Genomic DNA, 20798 nt, shown 5'->3' with positions numbered 1-20798 from the left:
CTTTAAATCAGCGCAAAAAATTAAAGTTCTGTTGTGGCATGGGGGCCTGAGCCAATATACCTAATCTATTTCAATCGTATAATTTCTATATAACCTACAAAAGTTTTTTGGTACCCGTAAATAACTTTTGATAAGAATAAACTTATATTTTTAAAATATAATCCCCACTCTCCTTAGCATTACTATGCACAAAACGACTTCTCTCCCAAAATGCCTCTTTATCAACAGAATGTAATGTACAAAAAAATTTATAATGCCAATATGCCCAAGGTTTTGATTTAAGAGTTCTTTCATTTACAACTCTTGTACGGCGTAAAATATGCTGCTGAAAATCATTAAAGTCTACAGGATCAATTTCATTTTCGATAATCTGCTCTAAATTACGAAACTCACCTTCAACTCTATTTTTTATTTCGTAAATATCATCCCAAGTATCTAATTTATTAATCAAACTACTATCTCTAGTATTCCAGCGCACCTTAACAATAGGGCTAGGATCTCTTAAATTTTCAATTTCTAATGATACATAGCTATAAGCTTCTTCTATAAAAGGGTAGAAACTGTATCTAAGACTTTCATCTTCCGCTACAAATAGGTTTTTTGCTTTTTTTGCATCTTGATTACATACATCACATAGCGGGATTAAATTGTCTGGATGAACAGCGAATAATGGATATTTGGATTTACATAACTGGTGGTCGTAATCTGATCGCCATTGATTTTCTACACCAATATTTGCTCTAAATGGTGCAAGCTTTTCCATACCACAGGCCTTACAAATATTGCCGTTTAAAGTATCTGTACGAAAAGTGTCAAAATGTCTATGTATATTTACTCCACCAGCTGCATCAATTATTGGCTGTAGATCTTTAGTTGATCCATATAAATGCGCAGCCAGCACCTTAAACGCTTCAAAAGTCTTCGGAAGAAGAAAGTCTAACAAAGCGGGATTAGGTTTTAGAAAAAATGGTGATAAATCTTGATTATCAACTGCTATCTGATGCAATTGTCCACGAGCAGCCTCTGTTTCATTTTTTAAATTTTCAAATAGCTTTTGAAATTTATCTCGAGTTAAATCATTTTTTTCTGGAGAACTTTTAACATTGCTCCAACAGGCAAGACCTACAGGCTTACGACTAAATAATCCTTTACCAAAAGTCTTTTGCTTAATAGATTTGTGTAAGAAATAAATTAATTCATGATTTAGAAGTACAAAAACCTGAAATTTAGGGGTTCGTGAATGTAATTTAAAAAGCATTAATCACTCAACTTTTTAATCAAATATGCACGTTCAGCTGAAAGACCTAAATTATCTTTAATCCACTGTTTTGCATGAGCATCACCATGTTCCAATTGCTCACGTATTGCATCAATAACGCTATGAGAAATCAAAGATCTTAGTCCAAAGTATCTTTTAATAATCACATCAAAAGAAGCCCCATAAGTTTCTTCATTAACTGGTTTTAAATCAATCAAATCATCATGGTTTCGTTCAAATAAAAAGACATTCTCTTTTTTAAGTGAAGAAATCATAAAAGGTGAATGTGTTGATAAAAATATTTGGGAATCTTCCGCTCCCCCATCATTTACATTCAATGCTTTTTCAAGATAGGTATTAAAGTAAGTTCGCCATGACGGATTAAGGTGTGTTTCTGGTTCATCAAACAAAAAAAGAGATTGTCCAGCACCAAAGATGCTTGATGCTGCCAATATCTGCATAAGCTGAGCTTCACCATCAGAGAGATCATCGAAACACACTTCTTGATATTTATTATTTAGAAAACTGAGCTCTATCACACTTAAAGGTAGTTGAGTTTTTAACGGTGTTTTAACTGTTCCAATAAAATTATCTTTGGCTAATTTTCTTCTATTAGTCATAGGCCACTTTTTGTTTCCTAATTGCTGTAGCTTCAACAGCCTTAAGAAAAATGATCTTGGATCATAATAATTAACTTCGCGTAAACTATTTAGGATATTTGGATTACTAAAATCAAGTTCAATTATTCCAGCTAAATAATCAAGTTCAAACTGTTCATCATTATTTATATTGCCAATTGGAGTAAAATTATCTTTCTCAATAAAACGCCTTAACATTTGAATATCACGAATCGAATCACTATCAATTACACCCGACCTCAAATCATAATAAATCTTAGCTTTAATAGGATGTTTGAATCCTAAATCACCTAATATTTGTTCAACTTTTTCTGTTGGTAATATCACTAAGCTGAGTAACAAAAGCCCTGCACTGTCATAATCAATGTAAATATGATTACTTGGCTTAGGATTAACTTCTCGAAGACTTAAATAATTATTCTCATCATATTCATCAGAATACATATTCTTAAATATATGAGGATATTTTTTAAGATATTGTTGATTAATTTCAGCAATTTTTTCTTCATCAACATCTTTAGTCAACAACTTTTGACGCTGTGCACTGATTCTTTTAATCTCAAAGTACTGCAAGGAGTTTTTCATGAAAGCGCGCTGAAGATTCTCATTCAGCCCAGAAGCATATCCTACAATAAAACTAGGTAATGGAATTTCATCAAGCAATAAATTTCTTTGGCCATCATGTGTAATTTGATATGACTTAAAATTCCCCTGCCTATCAATTTTAACCATAATTAAATATTCATTTTCATTATGGTATTTAATTGAATATTCCACAGTAACTTCAAATGATAACGGAGTACGAGTGATGAAATCTTCACGTTGCTTTCGTTCTAAATAAGCAAAAGTTTCTGCAATTAGTTCAAGAAGCTGTGATTTTCCAGAACCATTCAGACCAATCAAAGCAAGAATATTCCCCTCAGTATTTCGAAAATCAAAATACTGATCTTTTAAGCCCTTATATTGCCCAATAAGCTCTAAAGAAAGTAAACGCATTATGCCTTACCTCGACCACGCTTTATAGCCGATTTAGCTGATTCACGCTGTGCATTTATTCGTTTTAATAACGCTTCAGCACTGTTCTCACCACTGATTAAATCTGGATTTTCTTTACGCCATTCAGCAGTGAGCTCACCTCGAAATGCTTTAGCTAAGATGGATTGAGTAAGGTTATTGATACGCTCTAAAGCATTACAAACAACGTCTTCGATGTATTCAACCTGTTCAAGCTTCTGCTTTATCTGCTTAATGATTTCTGTTTGTTCTTCATCAGTTGGCACTTTGATTTCAAACTTCAATACGTCTTTAACATTCAAATGTTTGATTAATGTCCCTGTATCAAGGGTATCAACATATTCCCTAAATTCAGGTGATTTAAAAAAGTAATACAAGTATGGCGTTATATCATTTTCTGTTTTACTCACCAATGAGCAAATACGCTGATTCAACATAACGCGCTCTTCACTCTCATAGATACAGACACGACCTAGAAAATCATCCTTTAGAGACTGAGCTGTCAAGTTCATTAACAACGCCCATTTCTCAATAATCAACTCAGGTCTTTTTTCTATCCAATCACTTGGAATATAAGTGGTATTTTTAGTATTCCAAATGACACTACCTGAAACATTGAGATTTCCTGGCCTAAGCAGCTTTACGCCACTATCAGTATAATCAGAGCTTGGAAATGCTTTTCCATTTACAACTGAAACTAAATTACCAATTTTCTGCTTTTTCCAATCATCAATAGAAACTCCATTATTTCGCCGCCACTCTTGCGTCAACTTCCCACTTACAGCCGCAGCGAGCACAGACTGTCGGAATTGTTTAAGTATTTCAGGGATACGTTCTAAACGAGCTTTAATGCTTTCTACTTGAGCCAGTAAGATATCAAGCTTATCTGCAATGATTTGTTGTTCAGCTAATGGAGGCCAATTGATTGAAAGCTGCTCAATATCACCCTTTCTAACTGAAGGAACTGTCGTTGACCTTGATACATCTGTTAGATCTACAGTTTTCAAAAAATAGTAAATAAACCTTTTACTCTGCTCAATAACTGAAACAACTGACATCACGTTATTATCAGCCAAACCCTCAACTTCTACATAAGCACGTCTATTTAGCTTTACTGCCTCTCCAATTTTTGCAAATAATGTACTACCTCTCGGAAACACTTCTCCCTTCAATTGAGGAATCTCATCAGCATTCACATAATTTCCTGCACGATATAGATAGCCATCGTTTTCTAAAACAGCCTTGGACAAATCACCTACTTTATAAACAGGAAAGTCACCAGTTAACTTCCCTTGAAATTTATGAGGAAATCCTACTCCACTCTTAACAGTTACAGCCTGCTCCAAAAGCCCCTTAACCCAATCTTCAGGTAATTCAAATCGACTCATGAGTAACACCTTCTAATGCTGCTAACAGCGAATCCAGCTCAGCTAAGGCCGCTACAAGTTCTCCTTTAGCCTCACGTGCTAAAACCTCAGGGTCAGGTAAATTTGCAGCATCAACACTATCTTTATCTTTTAGCCAACTAATATCTAATGAATCCCCTTTTTTGTCAGCAATCCATTCACGGCTAAAACAACGCCAACGGCTATGGGCTAACTCTTTATCTACATTTCGGTTTGCATCATCATTTGTCAACTCTACTGATAAAGCATCAAAACTGTACTCACCTTCTTGTCGTGAGCTAGTACCTTTAGGGTCATCGCCATATACCACTTCAAATGGCTTTAAATGTTGCTCTGTAAATGGAGTACGTTTACCAAAACTTGGCATATTTGTGCGCAAATCATAAACCCAAACTTGCTTAGTACAATTCTCTTCTTGGTGTTTATCTTCAACACTACCCTTAGTAAAAAACAGCACATTCGTTTTCACACCTTGTGCGTAAAAAATTCCTGTTGGTAACCGCAAAATCGTATGAAGATTACACTTATTCATTAAATCACGACGAATATCAGTGCCTGCACCAGACTCAAACAATACATTATCAGGCAATACAACAGCCGCACGCCCACCTGGCCTCAAGCCACGATAAATATGCTGTAAGAATGCTAATTGTTTATTACTGGTTGGGTAGGTTAAATCACCACGGGTAATGCTTGCCTCACCACCTTTAGATGTACCAAATGGTGGATTTGCCAAAATCACATCTACTGGTTTTAAATTTTCTCCAACTTGACCTAATGAATTACCAAGATGAATTACACCTTCATTATCACCTTCCATGCCGTGTAATAAGCAGTTCATGAGTGCTAAGCGACGAGTACTTGGAACAAGCTCAACACCAATAAAAGCTTTATTCTTTTGGAATGTTTGTTGCTCTGCTGTTAGATCATATAGATCATCTGTCTGTTCTTTAATATATTGGTCAGCAGCAATTAAGAATCCAGCAGTACCCGCAGCAGGGTCCTGAATTACTTCTCCAGCTTGTGGTTTTAAACAACGTACCATGCTGTTAATTAAGGGACGTGGTGTAAAATATTGGCCTGCGCCAGATTTTGTTTCAGATGCATTCTTTTCTAACAAACCTTCGTATAAATCACCTAGACCATCTTTCGTAGCACTAAACCAATCAATCTGATCTAGTGTCTTAATCATTTGTTCTAAATGTCGTGGCTCTCGCAAACGTGTCTGCGCATCTGCATAGATTGCAGAAATTAGAGGGTCTTCATGAATCTGTTTTCCATCGTGGTCTTTACCAGTTGATAGGCTCAATAGAATGCGCTTGTAGTCATTCAGTAGATTTAAACCAGATTTACCTTTTAAATCTTCCCAACGGCATCCTTCAGGTAAAGGATGACTCTTTAAAGTGCCAGCTTCAGTATTTTCATGAACCATTTTAATAAATAATAATAAAACCAGTTCAGTCACATAATCTGAGTAATTAATGCCGTCATCGCGCAATACATCACACAGATTCCAAAGTTTTTGAACAATATCATTATTTGTCATGGTCTTTCCAATTCACTTACGCACTTTGTTGAAGCCAAATAGCTTCACTCAATTCTATTAATACGGTATCAAGCTGATTACCTAATACCTTGTCTAATTGCTTAGCTCCACCAGTATCAGCAAAGCGATTATTCACAAATTCATGATCAATAATCACTTCATGAACCAACTGTTTTGCTAAACGATCCAACCATCTACGCTGAGCTGGTGTCCAAGTATGTTTTGTATAGATTGATTGCATTGCTTTCGATACACGCTCATCAAATGGTATCAATGCTTCTCCAATAGCAGCTCGTCTAATATGACCAACAATACTCGCTGCAATGTCCTGATTAGTTTGGTTACGCACAGCACTTTGCAACTTGGCCTCATTATACCCATTGCCATCTAACAATAACTTAACTTCTTTTAACTGTTCTCTAGTTAAATCTTTAGGTCTATTTACCACTACACCTAAAGCAACAGACTGGTTCAACTGTTCTTTAATAAAGTGATTAAATTGATCTAGATAATCTTCAGGTTTTTGATTTGCACCATAAGTCTGCTCTCGATTAACCAACTCATCTTTATGCTCTGAAATAATTGGCTTTCTCTCAGAACCAAGAAGTTCATCAACTTTAGCTAACTGATTGACTAAGCCTGAATGCTGTATCATAAATTCAGCAGCCTTTTTAGGGCCTAGATCATGTAAATGTTTATGAAGTGTCTTAGGCTCAACACCCCACTGTTCGTGCAATTCATTTAACTTTTGCTTTAATAACGGCTTATTTTCTGCTTTTTTCTCAGCTTTACGCAAAACTCTCATTAATTTTTGGCTTAGCTGACTAAGGACAACATGCGCATGTGTTTCCCCTAATTGCTCACCAGGGCAGTTTAATGCTCTGTCCAACATTTCAGGATCTGTTAACTCTTCAACGAGTTGTTCTAGAGTTACATTCGGGTCTTTTACTAACGGCTTCATGGTATTTACATCTTGCAAAGCAGCATAAATATCCACAGGGTCATAGATACGAAAAACAGTTTTGCCAATCTCATCACAACGACGGGTCGCACGGCCAATCATTTGTTCATATAAAATACGAGACTTCACTCGGCGCATGAACACAAGATTACAAATCTTAGGAACATCAATCCCTGTAGTAAGTAAGTCAACAGTAACCGCAATACTCGGGTATCTCTCATTTTTGTATTGACGAATTAGTTGATCAACCTTGTCACTTTTACCTGTAATCTTGGCGACCGCGGCCTGATTATACCCACCATTGTAAATATCTTTAAAAGCATCTCCCAACAGACGCACTACCATATCAGCATGAGCATCGGTCGCACAGAAGATCATGGTCTTCTCATCACCAAATGGATCAATTTCTTGAGCTAATTGTTCACAGATCACTCTATTAAAATCTTTAGTAATTACTTGACGGTTAAAAGCATCAACTTCGAAATTAAGCTCATCATCTAGTTCAGCACTTTCGATTGAGCCTGTTTGTGTATTGATCGCATTAACCTTTTCCCCTTTGGAAAATTTAATCCCATTTTGAGAAAGTAAAGTTTCATAACGAATCGGTGGCTCATGATCTATAAGCCAATCATCTGCGACTGCTTCTCGGTAAGAATAGGTATAGACGGGTTTAGCAAATATATCACTTGTATGCTTTGCAGGAGTTGCTGTTAAACCTACTTTGACTGCGTCAAAATAGTCTAATACTTTCCGATAACTAGATAGATATTGCCCTACATCACGAGTTGCTATTTCCCCTTCTGTCATTTCCTGATCAAGTGTATAACCCCGATGGGCTTCGTCCACAATAATACAATCGAATTGGTCAACTGAAGGTGGGTTATCACTCATAAATATGCGCTTTACCATTGCCTGTACTGTTGCCACTTGCACACGTGTCTCTGCCTCAGCAGTCATATCGCCAAGATCTGCAATGTTATATATTCTAGTTAATGGAAGATTCTGCTCTAAAATAACTTCATTAAATGAATCTGTAGCCTGTTCCCCTAAAGCTCTTCGATCTACTAAAAATAAGATACGTTTAAATCTTTCTGTTTTTAAAAAGCGGTACATTAAACCAATAATTGTTCTTGTTTTACCAGTTCCTGTTGCCATTGCTAACAGCGCAGAACGAACACCTTGAGACAAAGCATTTTCAACTGCAATAATTGCTTTTTGTTGATAATCACGAACTTTTAGATATCCAAATGGCTCATCTTTTAATTTTTGCTGTGCCTCTTCTTTACTTCGTTTAAGAATATCTAATAAACCTTCTGGACTATGGAAGGATTGTAAAGGACGGCTAGTATTACTCACACTGCGTACATCTCTAAACCAAGTTCCAGACTGTTCTGCCGATTGTTTAAAATACTCGCGGCCATTACCAGAATATGCAAATGGAATATGATAGAAGCTATCAACACCGTCAGACCAAGGTCGTGATAGTCCTTCAAGCAACCAAGCTCCTTGTAGTGGATCTTCAATAGTTATTCCACGACTGTACCGTTCAGCTTGAGTGATAGCGCCAGCAACATTCAGATTTTCTTTTTTTGCCTCAACTACAGCAATTGGCGTTAATCCTACAAACAGCACATAATCAGCACGTTGACCTTTAAAATTTCCTTTCATCGGCCATTCAGCAATTGCCATATTCCGCCCTTTTTCAGGACGAGTACCTTTACGATAATCCAGTTCTTGTGTATCTGCTTCCCAACCCGCCTCTTGTAATTGCTGATCAATTAAAATACGAGTTAGCTTTTCGTCTAATACAATAGATTGACTCGCAGCCCGTGCATTACGACCAATTTGTTGACGTTTAACAGAAACTTCTTTTTCATTTTGATTTGAAAGTTGTTGCTGTAACTCCTTAACTTTCTCTTCATATTCTTGTTGTTGCTTTGAAAGCGCATCTTCATGTGCTTTAGCTTGAGCAGCAAATTTCTGAGCAGCTTTATCCATTGCTAAAGCTAATGCTTCATACTCTGATTTTTCCTTAGCAATTAAATCATTTAACTGCTGGCTAGAATCTAGCTGAACATTGGCTTTTTGCAGATCATTTCGTAATTCCGATATTTCAGCCTGTAAATCTCGCAATTGTTGACTAGGGTCAACAGGAGGCACAAAAGGCTCAGGCTTAAAGTCTGGCCCAGCTTTGCCAAAAGAACGATGGAACCAAATTGCTAAATTACGGGCTACAATTAAGCCGCTAATAGCTTCTTTGTGTTTTGTTTTAAACTGATGAGTAGCCTTATTTCCTTCAATTCTTAAAGTATGAAATAAATCACGTACAACTTTATCTAGTTTTAATTCATTACTTAATTTATATATTAAATCAGCTTGTGTGGTTTGCTCATTAAACTCAATACCAAGTGTTACCGCCATATGTTGAGCGATAGCTTCACCTAATTGGCGCAGCTTAATTAAAGTGGTATTAGGATCACTATAAAAAACTCTTTCAGCAGCCTCACCCAATTCTACGAATAATGGGTCATATTCAGCTAAAAAACTAAAATTTGTCGATTCAAGTGCCACGCTAAGTCTCTCAGTCTTATTTTTTATTAAAAGTAATAACCAGATGAAAATTCAATTACGTATATTCAGGAATGGAACTAAGTAATTGTTATCTATGATAACCTAACAATTACTTATATATCTCTACAAATTATAAATAATTCTAAACAATCAACAAGTATCTCTACGACATTAAATGTCGCACTAGAGCTTTGATCAACTTTTATGAACATTGAGCTAGTTAAAAAAACTCCTATAAATACTCAACTATTTTTTCATTTCTATAAGTTGATTATTATGCAATTAAAATATATTAATCACTTCAAAATTTTCGTCTATTTTATAATCTTAGAATATTAAGATAATACCTTAGGTACCAAATTTTAAAACCCTTATACAAGGATTTTAAAATTTAAATGCCTTAATAATTTTCAGAACTACCAGTATCTGACGTTGTATCTTCAGTAGCTAATTCCTCAACAGCTACTTCTTCTTTTTGATGTCTACTAACTGATCGTGTTTCATTTTCCAAAGCTTCTTCGGTTGCCGCATCAGCAGAAGCCACCGCTGATATTTTATCTGTAGGAACCGAATCAATTGCTATCTCATCACTTGTTTCCACTGGAAACTTTGCTAAATAATCTTTATGACAAGACATCTTTACCATGAAATCAAAATAGGCGTTATCAGGATCCTCAAAAACAACATCCTTATCGGACTGAACTATAAATCTAGTAAAACCTGCATAAGCACCCCATGAGTTTTTGGCATTTACCTCACCACAATTTTTAATAACATTTCTAAATTTTGCAGAATCACCATCTTTAAGATAATAGCGAACAGTATCCTCAACTTTTTTAAGTTCAGCTTGTTCTTTTAATTTTCTCTCTTGTTCTTGTTTAATTTTAAGTGCCTGTTCTTGAGCTTGCTTTTCTTTAGCAATATCTTCTGCCGATTTACCACAACCAACTAATATCAAGGAAAATAAAAATATTCCTATTATTTTTTTCACAATTTAACCCCTCTATATTAGAAGCTAGACTATAACGAGATTACAAAACTTTACGCAAGTAAGACTTTATAAAGAATAAATAAAATTCTACTTCTGCTGTGTTTGTTCTCTAGTAATTGCTTCTTCTTTCTGACTCATTCAAGCTTAATAAAATGAAAATTTAAATACTTCTTTACCCATTAGATTCAAGTTGGTTATATAGCTGAAATGATATTTAATTTCAGCCATATTAAAACTAAGCTTTTGAAAATATTATTTTTTATATTTAATACAATTTGGGGTTAGCTTGTTAATTTTGTTGTAGTGAAATTTCAGCATTATCGTGTCACTAGCAGCTTCTTCTAAAACTAGTTGATTATCGGTGATACTTATAATTCTTAATGCTTGCTCGAACTCCCCCTGTTCATTATACAACTCAATTTGATTTTGCTTATTAACTTTAAAGTTCGATTTTTCAATGCTATCTACGGTATAAAGACCCGTTTCAAAATCACATTGCACAGGATGTAAAGTAGCTGTATTTCCTGAAAACTCAACTAAGTTGGCAATTCCATTATTAAGCGGATGCATTGCCCATATACCTTGTAAATCTTTGGGAGTGTAGCCAAAGCTATTAGCACTAAACATTGACATGCTGACTAAAAGAATTGAAGTAAGGGATTTTTTTAATAAAGTTAATTTCATATTGATATGACCTGATTTAATCATTTTTGCCTAGAAATTTGAGATATTACAAGATGTTTATATAATCTTTATTTCGTTAGCTTTTTAAAGTACTAGCTTTTTAAAGTACTAGCTTTTTAAAGTACTGCACTATTCTAACTTCTATAGATCTGTTCTAAAAATAATAGTTTTTGATTTTGCTCTATTTTTTACACAAAACCTTTTCCTAGTTTTAGGAGAAGTTAAAAATTATCTTCTTATATTGTTTATAACTTGAATAATTTAAATCTTAAAAAGAAAAAACCCCGAAACTTACGTTTCAGGGCTTTTCACGAATTTTGGTGGAGATGGCGGGAGTTGAACACAAGTTTTAAATTATTGATTTCATAGTTAGTTTTTCAATGTATAACATGCTGGTATAACTCATGTATAACATTTAATTTTGATTAAGTATGATTAACAACAGTTTCTTTTTTGTTCAAGTCAGACTTTAGGAGTTGAACTCATTTTGTATTTTATCCATATTTATCAAAATTAAAATTTTGGGCATCCACCCACTCTTTTATGTTAAACCACTTTTTTGCAATATTTTCTACCTTCTCTTCATGCATTACATCATACATAAATTTACTCTTAGAAATATATCTGATGCACTTTAAACCAGTTTCATCATAAGTTTCTAACTTAGCTAAGCAGGATCCACCAAAATCAATATACACTGGACACTTCGCCTCTAGCCAAGTACTTCTTGGTCTTATCCAATCAAATTGATAATGTCCAACATGATTGTCTTGTACTTCTTTAAAAATTTTGCTTATAGAATGACCCTCAACTAACCCCGGTATAGCTTCAAGATTGTTTTTACTTATCTCTGGTATTTCGGGATATGATTCTTTTGTCTCAGAAATTCTATAGAACATCCCGTCTTTAACAACGGGTATCGACTCATCATATTTTGCTTTATACCAAACTAAATCTTTAGCTAGTTCAGATTTAGGATCTGGAAGTATATGGCAGAACTTGAAGTTTTGTTTAAATTCTTCCCCATCAATTACCCATACTAAATTCTTATAAAACTCTTCCCTCGATATCCTTTCTTTATCGGACATAGGTGAATGCTGTAATTCAACTACTATACCTGTTGGTGTTTTTACATCAGCCCTATGTATTTCGCCATCTGGAGCAACATGACTGACCTCCCGACATTCCAATGGAAAATTATTCTTCCAATCTCTATGCCACTGAGTTTCATTCTCCCACCATGGATCACAATCTTTTAATCTGAAATGTGCCCAATGATTTATGATTTTAGGACCACACTTAGCAATTGTCACAGCCCCACAAATAGGACAAATTCCTCTTCCACCTTCAAACGCTTCTACTCGTTCATTATTTACTAAAGCTAATTGCATTTATTCACCGTAATGTTTAATTATTTTAGGATATTCTTAAAACAATATATCAATTCTTATAAGTAAAACTTATCCACAATGGAAAAATAATTAAAAGGCAATAGGAGTTAAAATTATGTGTGCAAACTATGAACCTATATCTAAAGACAGGGTGCATCTGCTAGATCTCTTCGAGCCTACCTTCGACTATAAAGCTGATATTTATCCTGGCTATGACTGCCCTCTTATATTTTCTAAAGATGGCTATATCGAATGGAGACAAGTTAAATTCGGTATAATTCCACCATGGAATCATGACTTAAAGTTTTCGAAATACACTTATAACGCTAGAACTGAGACGGTAGATAAAAAGCCGAGCTTCCGACATGCATGGGCTAAAAGCCAATTCGCTCTAATACCTGTAGAAAAAATTTATGAGCCTAGGTATGTGAATGGTAAAGCGGAAAGATGGGGTATTTATCGAGAGGATGGCTTACCTTTTACAGTAGCTGCTATTTATGATTCGACTGTGATTGATGGGCAGCAAGTAAGATCTATGTCTATGCTGACTATTAATGCAGATAACCACCCTTTTATGTCTCAATTTCACAAACCAGAAGATGAGAAACGATCAATTATTGTTATTCCTGATAAATACAGAAATGACTGGTTGAATTGTAAAAAAGAAGAAGCGCACCAATTTTTCTTTGAAATGCCAATCTGTGAATTTACTGCTGATTACTTTCCCAAAAAAATTAAATAAAATAATAGAAATAATAACAACTGCACTCGGCAGTTGTTATTATTTCTATTATTATCAATAATCGGTATCAAATAATTGTTGAATCACTACTGCAATAGCTGCAAATAAAGCTGTGATTGCAAGCTTGCCGTACCAAATTCCGAACCAAAGTTGTTGTTGTAAGCCAAGTCTGTAATTCTTCTCTCGCAAACCAGCCCAATCCAAAATATCATAACTCTCTGGTTTTAATGAATAAAATTCCAGTAATGGATACAAACAAAAGCTAAGAAATATACCAAAGATCAGATAGAACCAGATTTTAGAATAGTCAGTATTCACATAGAATCTATATAAAAAATAAGCGCTTATCGTCCAGATAATTATATAAATTAAAGTATAAATTGCAGTCTTTAAATCAAAACCAAATTTTATACTAAAATAAAATATAATTGCTGCTGTTATGATTAATAAATATGAAAAAATTTTCATTTAAACTATATCCATCGTCCGGATTAAAATAGAAAAATCAATACTACTCAACTTTTTTATAATGTGAAAACCACCTGTTTGTAACTAGATATTTCACAATAATAAACTTTTTTTTAAACATTATCGGTCTATACACAAAAGACTAATCTGTCTAACATTATAATAATTATTATCTTTAATAAAATATAATAGATTAAGAATACCATTATAAAATTCCATTTTACTTTAAATAAAATTGAATAAAAACAACATTTTAAAAATACAAACAAAATCATTTATTAATTATTTTACTATTATTTAGTGTTACAATAATTAAACTTTCAAGAAATTTTAAAGAAAAAAATCATTAATAAAAAATGCATTATATACCGCATATTAACAATAGTTTTTTTATAATAATTTTTTTAGTGATACAAAAGCGAAATATTTTTCAATTTCATATGTTCACTTTCTGACCAATGGTATGATTAAGCACGTCAGTTTCTGACTTCTCTTTGTTTATCCACGATTTTTTTAATTTGAATTTAAACCTAGCTCTAGCATATCATCTTGATTACGTAACAAAATCAAGTTAGGGAATGCTATGAGCGAAATTGTACCGTCCATTATTAAGATAAAACCATACTTACAAGGTGTTGTTTTATCTGATGTTATATCTATTAATTTTGTCTTACGCTCTACACAAATGCTTATCCCCTATGCATTAGAAAAAATTAACGCAGGTTTCCCGTCTCCAGCGCAGGACTACATTGATAAAGCGCTCGACATGAATGAGCACTTAATAAAAAATGAAACTGCAACTTTCATTGTCAAAGTTGCTTCGCTATCGATGCTAAATGCAGGTATTGATATTGACGACGAGCTGATTGTCGATCGTAGCTTAGATGCCAAACACGGCGATATTGTCGTGGCACTAATCGATAATGATTTTACTGTTAAGCGTCTGATGATTGATGAATCGGGTCAGTGGCTTAAAGCAGAAAACCCTGAGTATAAAAATATTTATCTGGTAGATGGTCAGGAACTAATTATCTGGGGCGTTGTCACTCATATCATTAAAATGACAAGAAAAAGATCATGAAACATGAGAATAAAGTCTTTTTTCTCATAGATGTAAACAATATGTATGTCTCATGTGAGAGAGTCTTTGACCCAAGTTTGAACGATAAACCTGTCATAGTTCTCAGCAATAATGATGGGTGCGCCGTTGCGCGCAGCAATGAGTCGAAATCCTTAAATATAAAAATGGGGGTGCCGTTATTCCAAATTAAAGACATAGTTCAAAAACATAACGTAATCGTACTTTCAAGCAACTATGCAATGTACGCAGAAATGTCGAGACGTTTTCATAAGATCCTTGGTTCATACGTTACTGAAGAAGAAGTTGAACCTTATTCTATTGATGAGTGCTTTGTTGATTTTTCTGCTTATGAAAAGAATTTCGATCTTGAAAAGGTCGGGCAACAAATGCGACAGCAAATATGGAAATGGCTCGGTTTACCAGTATGTGTTGGAATCGGCAGAAGTAAAACAGAATCTAAGATTGCTAATCACATTGCTAAAAAGAATCCCGGTTTTAATAGTGTGTGCGATCTGGTGTCCATGGATCCATGCAATAAAGAATACTATTTTTCATTGATTGATGTTTCAGAGGTTTGGGGTGTTGGTCGTAAACATGCAAAGAAGTTGCATTCAATGGGAGTTAAATCAGTATTGGACCTAGCTTGTACGGAAGCACGCGAAATGCAGAGACAATTTTCTATCGTCATGGCTCGTACAATTAATGAACTACAAGGCATCTCCTGTATTGAGATTGAAGACACACCGCCATCAAAAAAACAAATTATTAAATCGTGTTCCTTTGGAGCTAAAGTAACTGAACTAGAGGATTTAAAAGAAGCTATAGCAATGCATGCACAAGAAGCATGTAAGCGGTTACGTGATGAAGAGTCACTATGTGGTTGTCTACTTGTATTTGTTCAATCAAGCCCATTTGATGAAAGTGCGCCGTTCTATAATAAGTCTATTACTGGCGCATTTTCTGAACCCACAGATTGCTCAACAGATTTCGTAAGAGCAGCTGTAAGGATGGTGTCAGATATCTTTAAAGAAGGCATCAAGTATAAAAAATGCGGTGTCATATTAACAGGGTTAGAACCTAAGGATGGCCATACCTATGATCTACTAACTGACTATGAACAGATTGAGAAAAAAGAACAATTAATGAAAACACTTGATAATGTGCACAACAAATTTGGGAAGAAAAAGCTCGGTGTTGGTCCTTGTTATATACCTGGTCGAACTTGGTCGATGTCGAGAGATAAACTTAGTAGAAATCCGTTTAGATGGGATCAACTAACAGTCGTTAAATAATTTATTAAAAGAAATAAAAATGAATTTTACCAGAATTACAGATGAGCAATTAATGTAAACACATCTAACTATGCATTTTGTACCCTCCAGAACCTCTGAACACAAAGAAAAATATGGTGTATGTATTTGATAGTGAAGATTCTTTTAGTTTAACTTATGATGTACTTATTGAGATTATTAGTAAGGCTCGAATGCAGCACCAAATTTGATATCAATATTAAGGTCAATTGGAGATTAGTTTTGAAAATAAGTAAACTTTCATCTACTGTGTTTTTAATTACAGTTTGCATATCTATTTATCTTTTTGGTCTTATATTTTTTATATATTCAAATGCAGACTCTAACTCATTGACGATATTAAAAGATGCTTTATCAACGACTTCTGGTTTTTTTGGGGGAATAACTACATTAGTTGCCGCATATATTGCATCTAGACTATTTAATGATTGGAAAGAACAACATAATTTACAAATAATTGCTCAAGAAGCTAAAGAAGCTTTCCACTTATTCCATATTCAAAGGAATTCTATTCATTTGTTTCTATATCAATTAGAGGATATTTCAGAAAATAAGACTAAAATTCATATTAGTGAAAAAAATATTTGGGATAACTTCCAAAATATAATAGTTAGTGCATACAACAAAGATAAGGATATTATGAGTTCATTTTGCTTTTTAACAATGGAACAAAATATCTATAACATTACAATGGAGTACTACGAAACTATTCAGAGCATGGATAATCATCTAGCAAAAAGGGGAAATCAAAGCTTTAGTGATACTAGTTTTTTAAACAAGAAATTATCTGAAGAATATTTAGTACTATTCAATATATTAGAAGAAAAAAATAAAAATATTTTGAATGAATTAAAAAAATTTATCTTTGTAAATTAACAAACTTAATATCATTTATAGATAAGTCCTCTTCAGAGGACTTTCATAAAAATATCACTATTTACATTACTACTAATCGTATGAGCTATTGATCTAATTTATATTCCTTGTGAACTATATATTATTAAGATTAATATAAATCTCATTCGTACTGCTTTCAATATTGATAATACACTTTCTAAGAAATGGAATAAGATCAATAGCTTCATTACCTACTATTATTTTTCTATCTTTAGTAATCTGAAAATTTGGTGAGACTTCACCTCTTTTGTGTATTTCCACATTACCATTGGTAATAGTAAAATCATCAATTGACTTATTTCCAATTTTACAACCAGTCATTTTAAATGTTCCATTTCCTGAACCATGGAATAAATGAAAATTACCAATAATAACATCAGCTGAATGAACGATTACTTCATCTTTTTTAATATCTAAAGCACCATTATGTTTTACATGATTAGTTAAAGAACATAAATCGAGCAACCAGTTATCATTAATTTTGTAACCCTGTATATTTTCAATAATGGTATAAATATGTGGACGCTCTACAGGTAGCAATTTAAGATTTTTTTTCACAGAATCATCAAAAGATAATTTATCTTTCCCATATGGGAAGTAAACCCTATCTTTAGATTTACTTAGAGAGCTGTTAATGTCTTGAGCAGCATATTCCAATGCACTTCTGAGATTTTCTAAAATATTCTTAACTCTGGGTTTGGAAATATTCTGATGTTTTTCAACTCTTGTTGTCTCTTCTTTAGCGTATTCAATCAATTCCTTGATTTCATGATGTTTCAATTTTCGTCCCCTAATACTATTTAAACTAATTTTATAAATACTATAGTTTTTAATTCAAAACACCAACTCAAATATTCTTAATTATCATAGCTGCTGTATATCTATTTCCCAAAAATATACAGCAAAATAAGAACTTTTAAATTGATACTCTATTAGCAATCCAGCCATAGAAAAACTGTTCTTGGCTTGGATTTCGCTCACAGATTTCAATGTAGCGTTGACCTTGCATAATATTCAGCACACGAAGTAAAACGGTCTCCCCGTCTTTGCCACGTTTGGTCAAATAGGTTTTTAGAGCTCTCAGCGTTTCCGCGCCATAAACCCCATCAACCACAAGATCAGGAAAACCAGCTTTACATTGGTTGTTAAGCAAGTTCAAAGCACGTTGTAAAAGTGGTTTTGCAAAGCCGGTACCACAATTTACTCCTGTATCTAATAACTCCTCGGCTACTGCTGAAGAAACGGCGTTCACCTGGTCAAAACGCGGCGAGATCCAGTATTGTTTCCGATAAATAGACTTAGCGACATCAAGCGACAAGTCCTTCATGTTTCCTTTAAATCCGTTTGCTCGAGCAACTGCTTCAGTAATGCCGTACTTTGTTGCACCTCCTCGATCCGCTGGATTATTTACATACCCACCTTCGCGCTTAATCAGATCTTCAAGATATTGTTCAATGTTCATTTCACTTTCCTCTTGGCGTAAAAAAACCACCCGAAGGTGGTCAAAAATATATAGAAAATTAATAATTTGAATTCAATTTATAAATTTTCAACTAAGCTAAGTTCTTCAATTATCTTCTCACAAAGCGCAATAGACTCTCTAGCAGATTTTTCTGTAATCAATAAATCAAGCTTATAGTCTGAATTTACTCTCAAGATATGAAAATTATTTAATCTAAAAGCTATTCCTTTAAGTTTTGAATTTGCTGGTCTTAGGTTTAAAAGGGTTTGCCTTAAAGAGGTATGTGTTCCACCTTTATAAGCATCAACCGGAATTCCTAAGGCTGTAGATTTAGTTTTAACTTGATGAAATGCACAATAATAACTTCGACTAACAACTTGTCTGAAATCGATTTCACTAATAGGTGCGAGAGATATTATTTTTTTTGAAAAATTTAGAAACTCAATACTATCCACGATTAATCCTTATTAATTGCGCTTAGAATAATCTTCTGCTGTAAAAAGTATAGGATATTTTAAAAGTTCTTCATAATCATATTTATCTAACAAAGTAACTAATGCCTCATTCATCTTATCATTTAAAAATTCAACAGTTGAGATATCTAGTTCTTCATTAAATAGAATAGTGGAAATATTTGAATCACTAATTAAAGGAAAACGATTAATCTGTCTACTACAGTGAGAAAAAAATATGACATAAGCATGATTCATTATTTCACGATAAATTTCAATATTAAGATTATGCTGATTTATATCATTAATCTCTTCTTGCAAACCATTCAACTTTTTTTGAACTTCTTGCTTTGTACTAGAATTAAGAGTGCTCATATCTTCTAACCTTGAATCATACAAATCAAAATTTGTAGCAACTAAAAGGCAGCTTTGAAAATAACTCTCATCATGAGTTAATTCATAAGCCTCCCAGTAAAGATCTCTAGATTTAAGATAACCTCCAAGTTGAAGAAAATTAATATTCCCCATTGTTCTTAAAACCATTGCCCTTTTATTAGGCGAAGTAGTAATCAGCAGTAAAGATTCGGCCATCTTAAGAGCTTCTGAAAAATTATTTTCATAGGAAAGCAATATAGATATCAATAACTTATATTCAAATATATCAACTTCTTTAAGTTTTTCAGCTCTTCTTTTCCAAGAATGAATTTTAAATTCACTTGTAGTTTTTACAATATTTGCGAACATCTCATCAAATATTTCAGAAAAAACTGTTTTAGGAGAAGGGTTCATTTCTATTAAGTATTAGAGAATTTTGAAATTAATATATCCGTAATGGAAGACTAAAGTCAACTTTTCAAATATAAAAAAATCTTTAAAAAAATAAAATACCTATGTAAAAACAAAAACTTAACCTACAACCTTGTACAAGTAATATATGTAATCTTTAATTCAAAATATATTTCTACTTTTCCTTAAAAGTTAACTATTTTGAATATCATCTTTGGCTTTTTTAACTTCTCTGATAACTTCAACAATCGTTTTACCTTCCTGTTTATCAATAAAGTTAAAAATCCAACGGACTAATGCCCAACCGGGAATACCACATATAAAGAAGAAGCCACCTAATGCAATCATCCCCCAAATATCCGTAATCCATTCATGAAGGCCCCACTTCACAATAATAAATGAACCACCTGCAAGACTTGATACAACCGTACAAATCAATCCTACGGCCCACTCTTGTGGTGACCTTGGCATACGTGTCATTAATACAACTGCTGCAACTAATGCGACAGCTAAAGTCACCATAATTGCAGCACCGTAAAACTTTAAAAGAGCTGTTAAACCACTAGTGGAAACTGGTTCCATTGATATCTCCAGAAAATTTAGGTAATAAAAAAGCCCTAAGCTTTTAAGCAAAGGGCTCGTAATAAAAATTTATATATTTTTAACGATGATAAATGTGCATTAATTCATCAATCCATTTCTGGTCAAATTTATCAATTTGATCAGGTGGAATTAAAATATCATATTGATCGAATTTGATATTATAAAGACGATCTGCATCTACAAAACAAGGAGTACACAAATATATTGTGTCACCATTAAGCTGAACGGTCTTATCATCAATCGCAGTAGCGCCGTTAGCTAATAACGCCTGATACTCAGCTTCTTGATGGTTATAGTCTTTACAGATTTTCATTATATTCATAATGCTGTTCCTACGTTATCTATTCAATGAGTGTTGTTATATTGAATTGGTTTTTTAAAAGTGGCTAAAGTTGAATCCATATAATGTCAGATTTAACCAAATTTTTGAGAATTTTTTTAAACTAATTGAAGCTATAGCATTATTTTTGCCACTTCAATCACATTATTTATTTAACTGTACATGCATATACTCCTCCACAATATGAAAGATAAAAA

The 20798-nt window shown here is 33.5% G+C and carries 19 protein-coding genes; 4 read left to right on the top strand and 15 right to left on the bottom strand.

What is annotated here, in order from left to right:
- Positions 1 to 142: 142 nt before the first annotated feature.
- The 8 genes from AC1PJP_RS13090 to AC1PJP_RS13055 form a co-directional block, all read right to left on the bottom strand.
- Positions 143 to 1258, bottom strand: a complete 1116-nt coding sequence (locus AC1PJP_RS13090; RefSeq protein WP_479767192.1) for a hypothetical protein — start codon at positions 1256 to 1258, stop codon at positions 143 to 145.
- Positions 1258 to 2892, bottom strand: coding sequence for an AAA family ATPase (locus tag AC1PJP_RS13085; protein ID WP_479767190.1), 1635 nt, complete (start codon positions 2890 to 2892; stop codon positions 1258 to 1260). The genes AC1PJP_RS13090 and AC1PJP_RS13085 overlap by 1 nt, the downstream gene beginning before the upstream one ends.
- A complete protein-coding gene (locus AC1PJP_RS13080; RefSeq protein ID WP_479767189.1) occupies positions 2892 to 4298 on the bottom strand; it encodes a restriction endonuclease subunit S in 1407 nt (468 codons plus the stop codon). The genes AC1PJP_RS13085 and AC1PJP_RS13080 overlap by 1 nt, the downstream gene beginning before the upstream one ends.
- Positions 4285 to 5862 carry a class I SAM-dependent DNA methyltransferase gene (locus AC1PJP_RS13075; RefSeq protein ID WP_479767187.1) on the bottom strand — a complete coding sequence of 526 codons (1578 nt, stop codon included), beginning with the start codon at positions 5860 to 5862 and terminating at the stop codon, positions 4285 to 4287. Before AC1PJP_RS13075 ends, AC1PJP_RS13080 begins: the two co-directional genes overlap by 14 nt.
- 16 nt (positions 5863 to 5878) lie before the next feature.
- A complete protein-coding gene (hsdR, locus tag AC1PJP_RS13070; protein ID WP_479767185.1) occupies positions 5879 to 9394 on the bottom strand; it encodes a type I restriction-modification system endonuclease in 3516 nt (1171 codons plus the stop codon).
- 400 nt (positions 9395 to 9794) lie between these two features.
- On the bottom strand, positions 9795 to 10385 hold the full coding sequence (locus AC1PJP_RS13065) for a hypothetical protein (protein ID WP_479767183.1): 591 nt from the start codon (positions 10383 to 10385) through the stop codon (positions 9795 to 9797).
- Between the two features lie 252 nt (positions 10386 to 10637).
- On the bottom strand, positions 10638 to 11069 hold the full coding sequence (locus AC1PJP_RS13060) for a hypothetical protein (protein ID WP_225545811.1): 432 nt from the start codon (positions 11067 to 11069) through the stop codon (positions 10638 to 10640).
- A 494-nt stretch (positions 11070 to 11563) separates the two neighbouring features.
- The gene (locus AC1PJP_RS13055) at positions 11564 to 12460 is read right to left on the bottom strand and encodes a competence protein CoiA (protein WP_479767181.1); all 897 of its coding nucleotides are present in this window, start codon (positions 12458 to 12460) and stop codon (positions 11564 to 11566) included.
- Between the two features lie 115 nt (positions 12461 to 12575).
- Here AC1PJP_RS13055 and AC1PJP_RS13050 point away from each other — a divergent pair, with 115 nt between their 5' ends.
- Entirely contained in the window at positions 12576 to 13202 is a 627-nt protein-coding gene (locus tag AC1PJP_RS13050; RefSeq protein WP_479767179.1) for an SOS response-associated peptidase family protein, read from the top strand.
- Positions 13203 to 13256: 54 nt separating this feature from the next.
- On the opposite strand, the gene AC1PJP_RS13045 is transcribed toward AC1PJP_RS13050, so the two are convergent.
- Positions 13257 to 13520: a hypothetical protein gene (locus AC1PJP_RS13045; protein WP_479767177.1), complete on the bottom strand. Its 264-nt coding sequence runs from the start codon at positions 13518 to 13520 to the stop codon at positions 13257 to 13259.
- Positions 13521 to 14253: 733 nt separating this feature from the next.
- On the opposite strand from AC1PJP_RS13045, the gene AC1PJP_RS13040 reads away from it, so the two are divergent.
- From AC1PJP_RS13040 to AC1PJP_RS13030, 3 genes are all read left to right on the top strand, one after another.
- The gene (locus AC1PJP_RS13040) at positions 14254 to 14751 is read left to right on the top strand and encodes a LexA family protein (RefSeq protein WP_479767175.1); all 498 of its coding nucleotides are present in this window, start codon (positions 14254 to 14256) and stop codon (positions 14749 to 14751) included.
- Positions 14748 to 16043 carry a Y-family DNA polymerase gene (locus AC1PJP_RS13035; protein ID WP_479767173.1) on the top strand — a complete coding sequence of 432 codons (1296 nt, stop codon included), beginning with the start codon at positions 14748 to 14750 and terminating at the stop codon, positions 16041 to 16043. The genes AC1PJP_RS13040 and AC1PJP_RS13035 overlap by 4 nt, the downstream gene beginning before the upstream one ends.
- Before the next feature lie 240 nt (positions 16044 to 16283).
- On the top strand, positions 16284 to 16937 hold the full coding sequence (locus AC1PJP_RS13030) for a hypothetical protein (protein ID WP_479767171.1): 654 nt from the start codon (positions 16284 to 16286) through the stop codon (positions 16935 to 16937).
- A 114-nt stretch (positions 16938 to 17051) separates the two neighbouring features.
- Here the strand turns inward: AC1PJP_RS13030 and AC1PJP_RS13025 are convergent, their stop codons facing one another.
- The 6 genes from AC1PJP_RS13025 to AC1PJP_RS13000 all read right to left on the bottom strand — a co-directional run bounded on the left by AC1PJP_RS13025 (position 17052) and on the right by AC1PJP_RS13000 (position 20583).
- Positions 17052 to 17738, bottom strand: a complete 687-nt coding sequence (locus tag AC1PJP_RS13025; RefSeq protein WP_479767170.1) for a hypothetical protein — start codon at positions 17736 to 17738, stop codon at positions 17052 to 17054.
- A gap of 136 nt (positions 17739 to 17874) precedes the next feature.
- Complete coding sequence (locus AC1PJP_RS13020) at positions 17875 to 18420, bottom strand: glycoside hydrolase family 108 protein (RefSeq protein WP_479767168.1); 546 nt, start codon at positions 18418 to 18420, stop codon at positions 17875 to 17877.
- Positions 18421 to 18497: 77 nt separating this feature from the next.
- Positions 18498 to 18875: a HEPN domain-containing protein gene (locus AC1PJP_RS13015; protein WP_479767166.1), complete on the bottom strand. Its 378-nt coding sequence runs from the start codon at positions 18873 to 18875 to the stop codon at positions 18498 to 18500.
- Positions 18876 to 18887: 12 nt separating this feature from the next.
- On the bottom strand, positions 18888 to 19661 hold the full coding sequence (locus AC1PJP_RS13010; protein ID WP_479767164.1) for a hypothetical protein: 774 nt from the start codon (positions 19659 to 19661) through the stop codon (positions 18888 to 18890).
- 189 nt (positions 19662 to 19850) lie between these two features.
- On the bottom strand, positions 19851 to 20240 hold the full coding sequence (locus AC1PJP_RS13005; protein WP_479767162.1) for a hypothetical protein: 390 nt from the start codon (positions 20238 to 20240) through the stop codon (positions 19851 to 19853).
- Between the two features lie 79 nt (positions 20241 to 20319).
- Complete coding sequence (locus AC1PJP_RS13000; RefSeq protein ID WP_479767160.1) at positions 20320 to 20583, bottom strand: hypothetical protein; 264 nt, start codon at positions 20581 to 20583, stop codon at positions 20320 to 20322.
- Positions 20584 to 20798 lie beyond the last annotated feature (215 nt).

Source organism: Acinetobacter sp. V116_7 (genome assembly GCF_056735735.1).
This window is presented reverse-complemented; position numbering and strand designations above follow the sequence as displayed.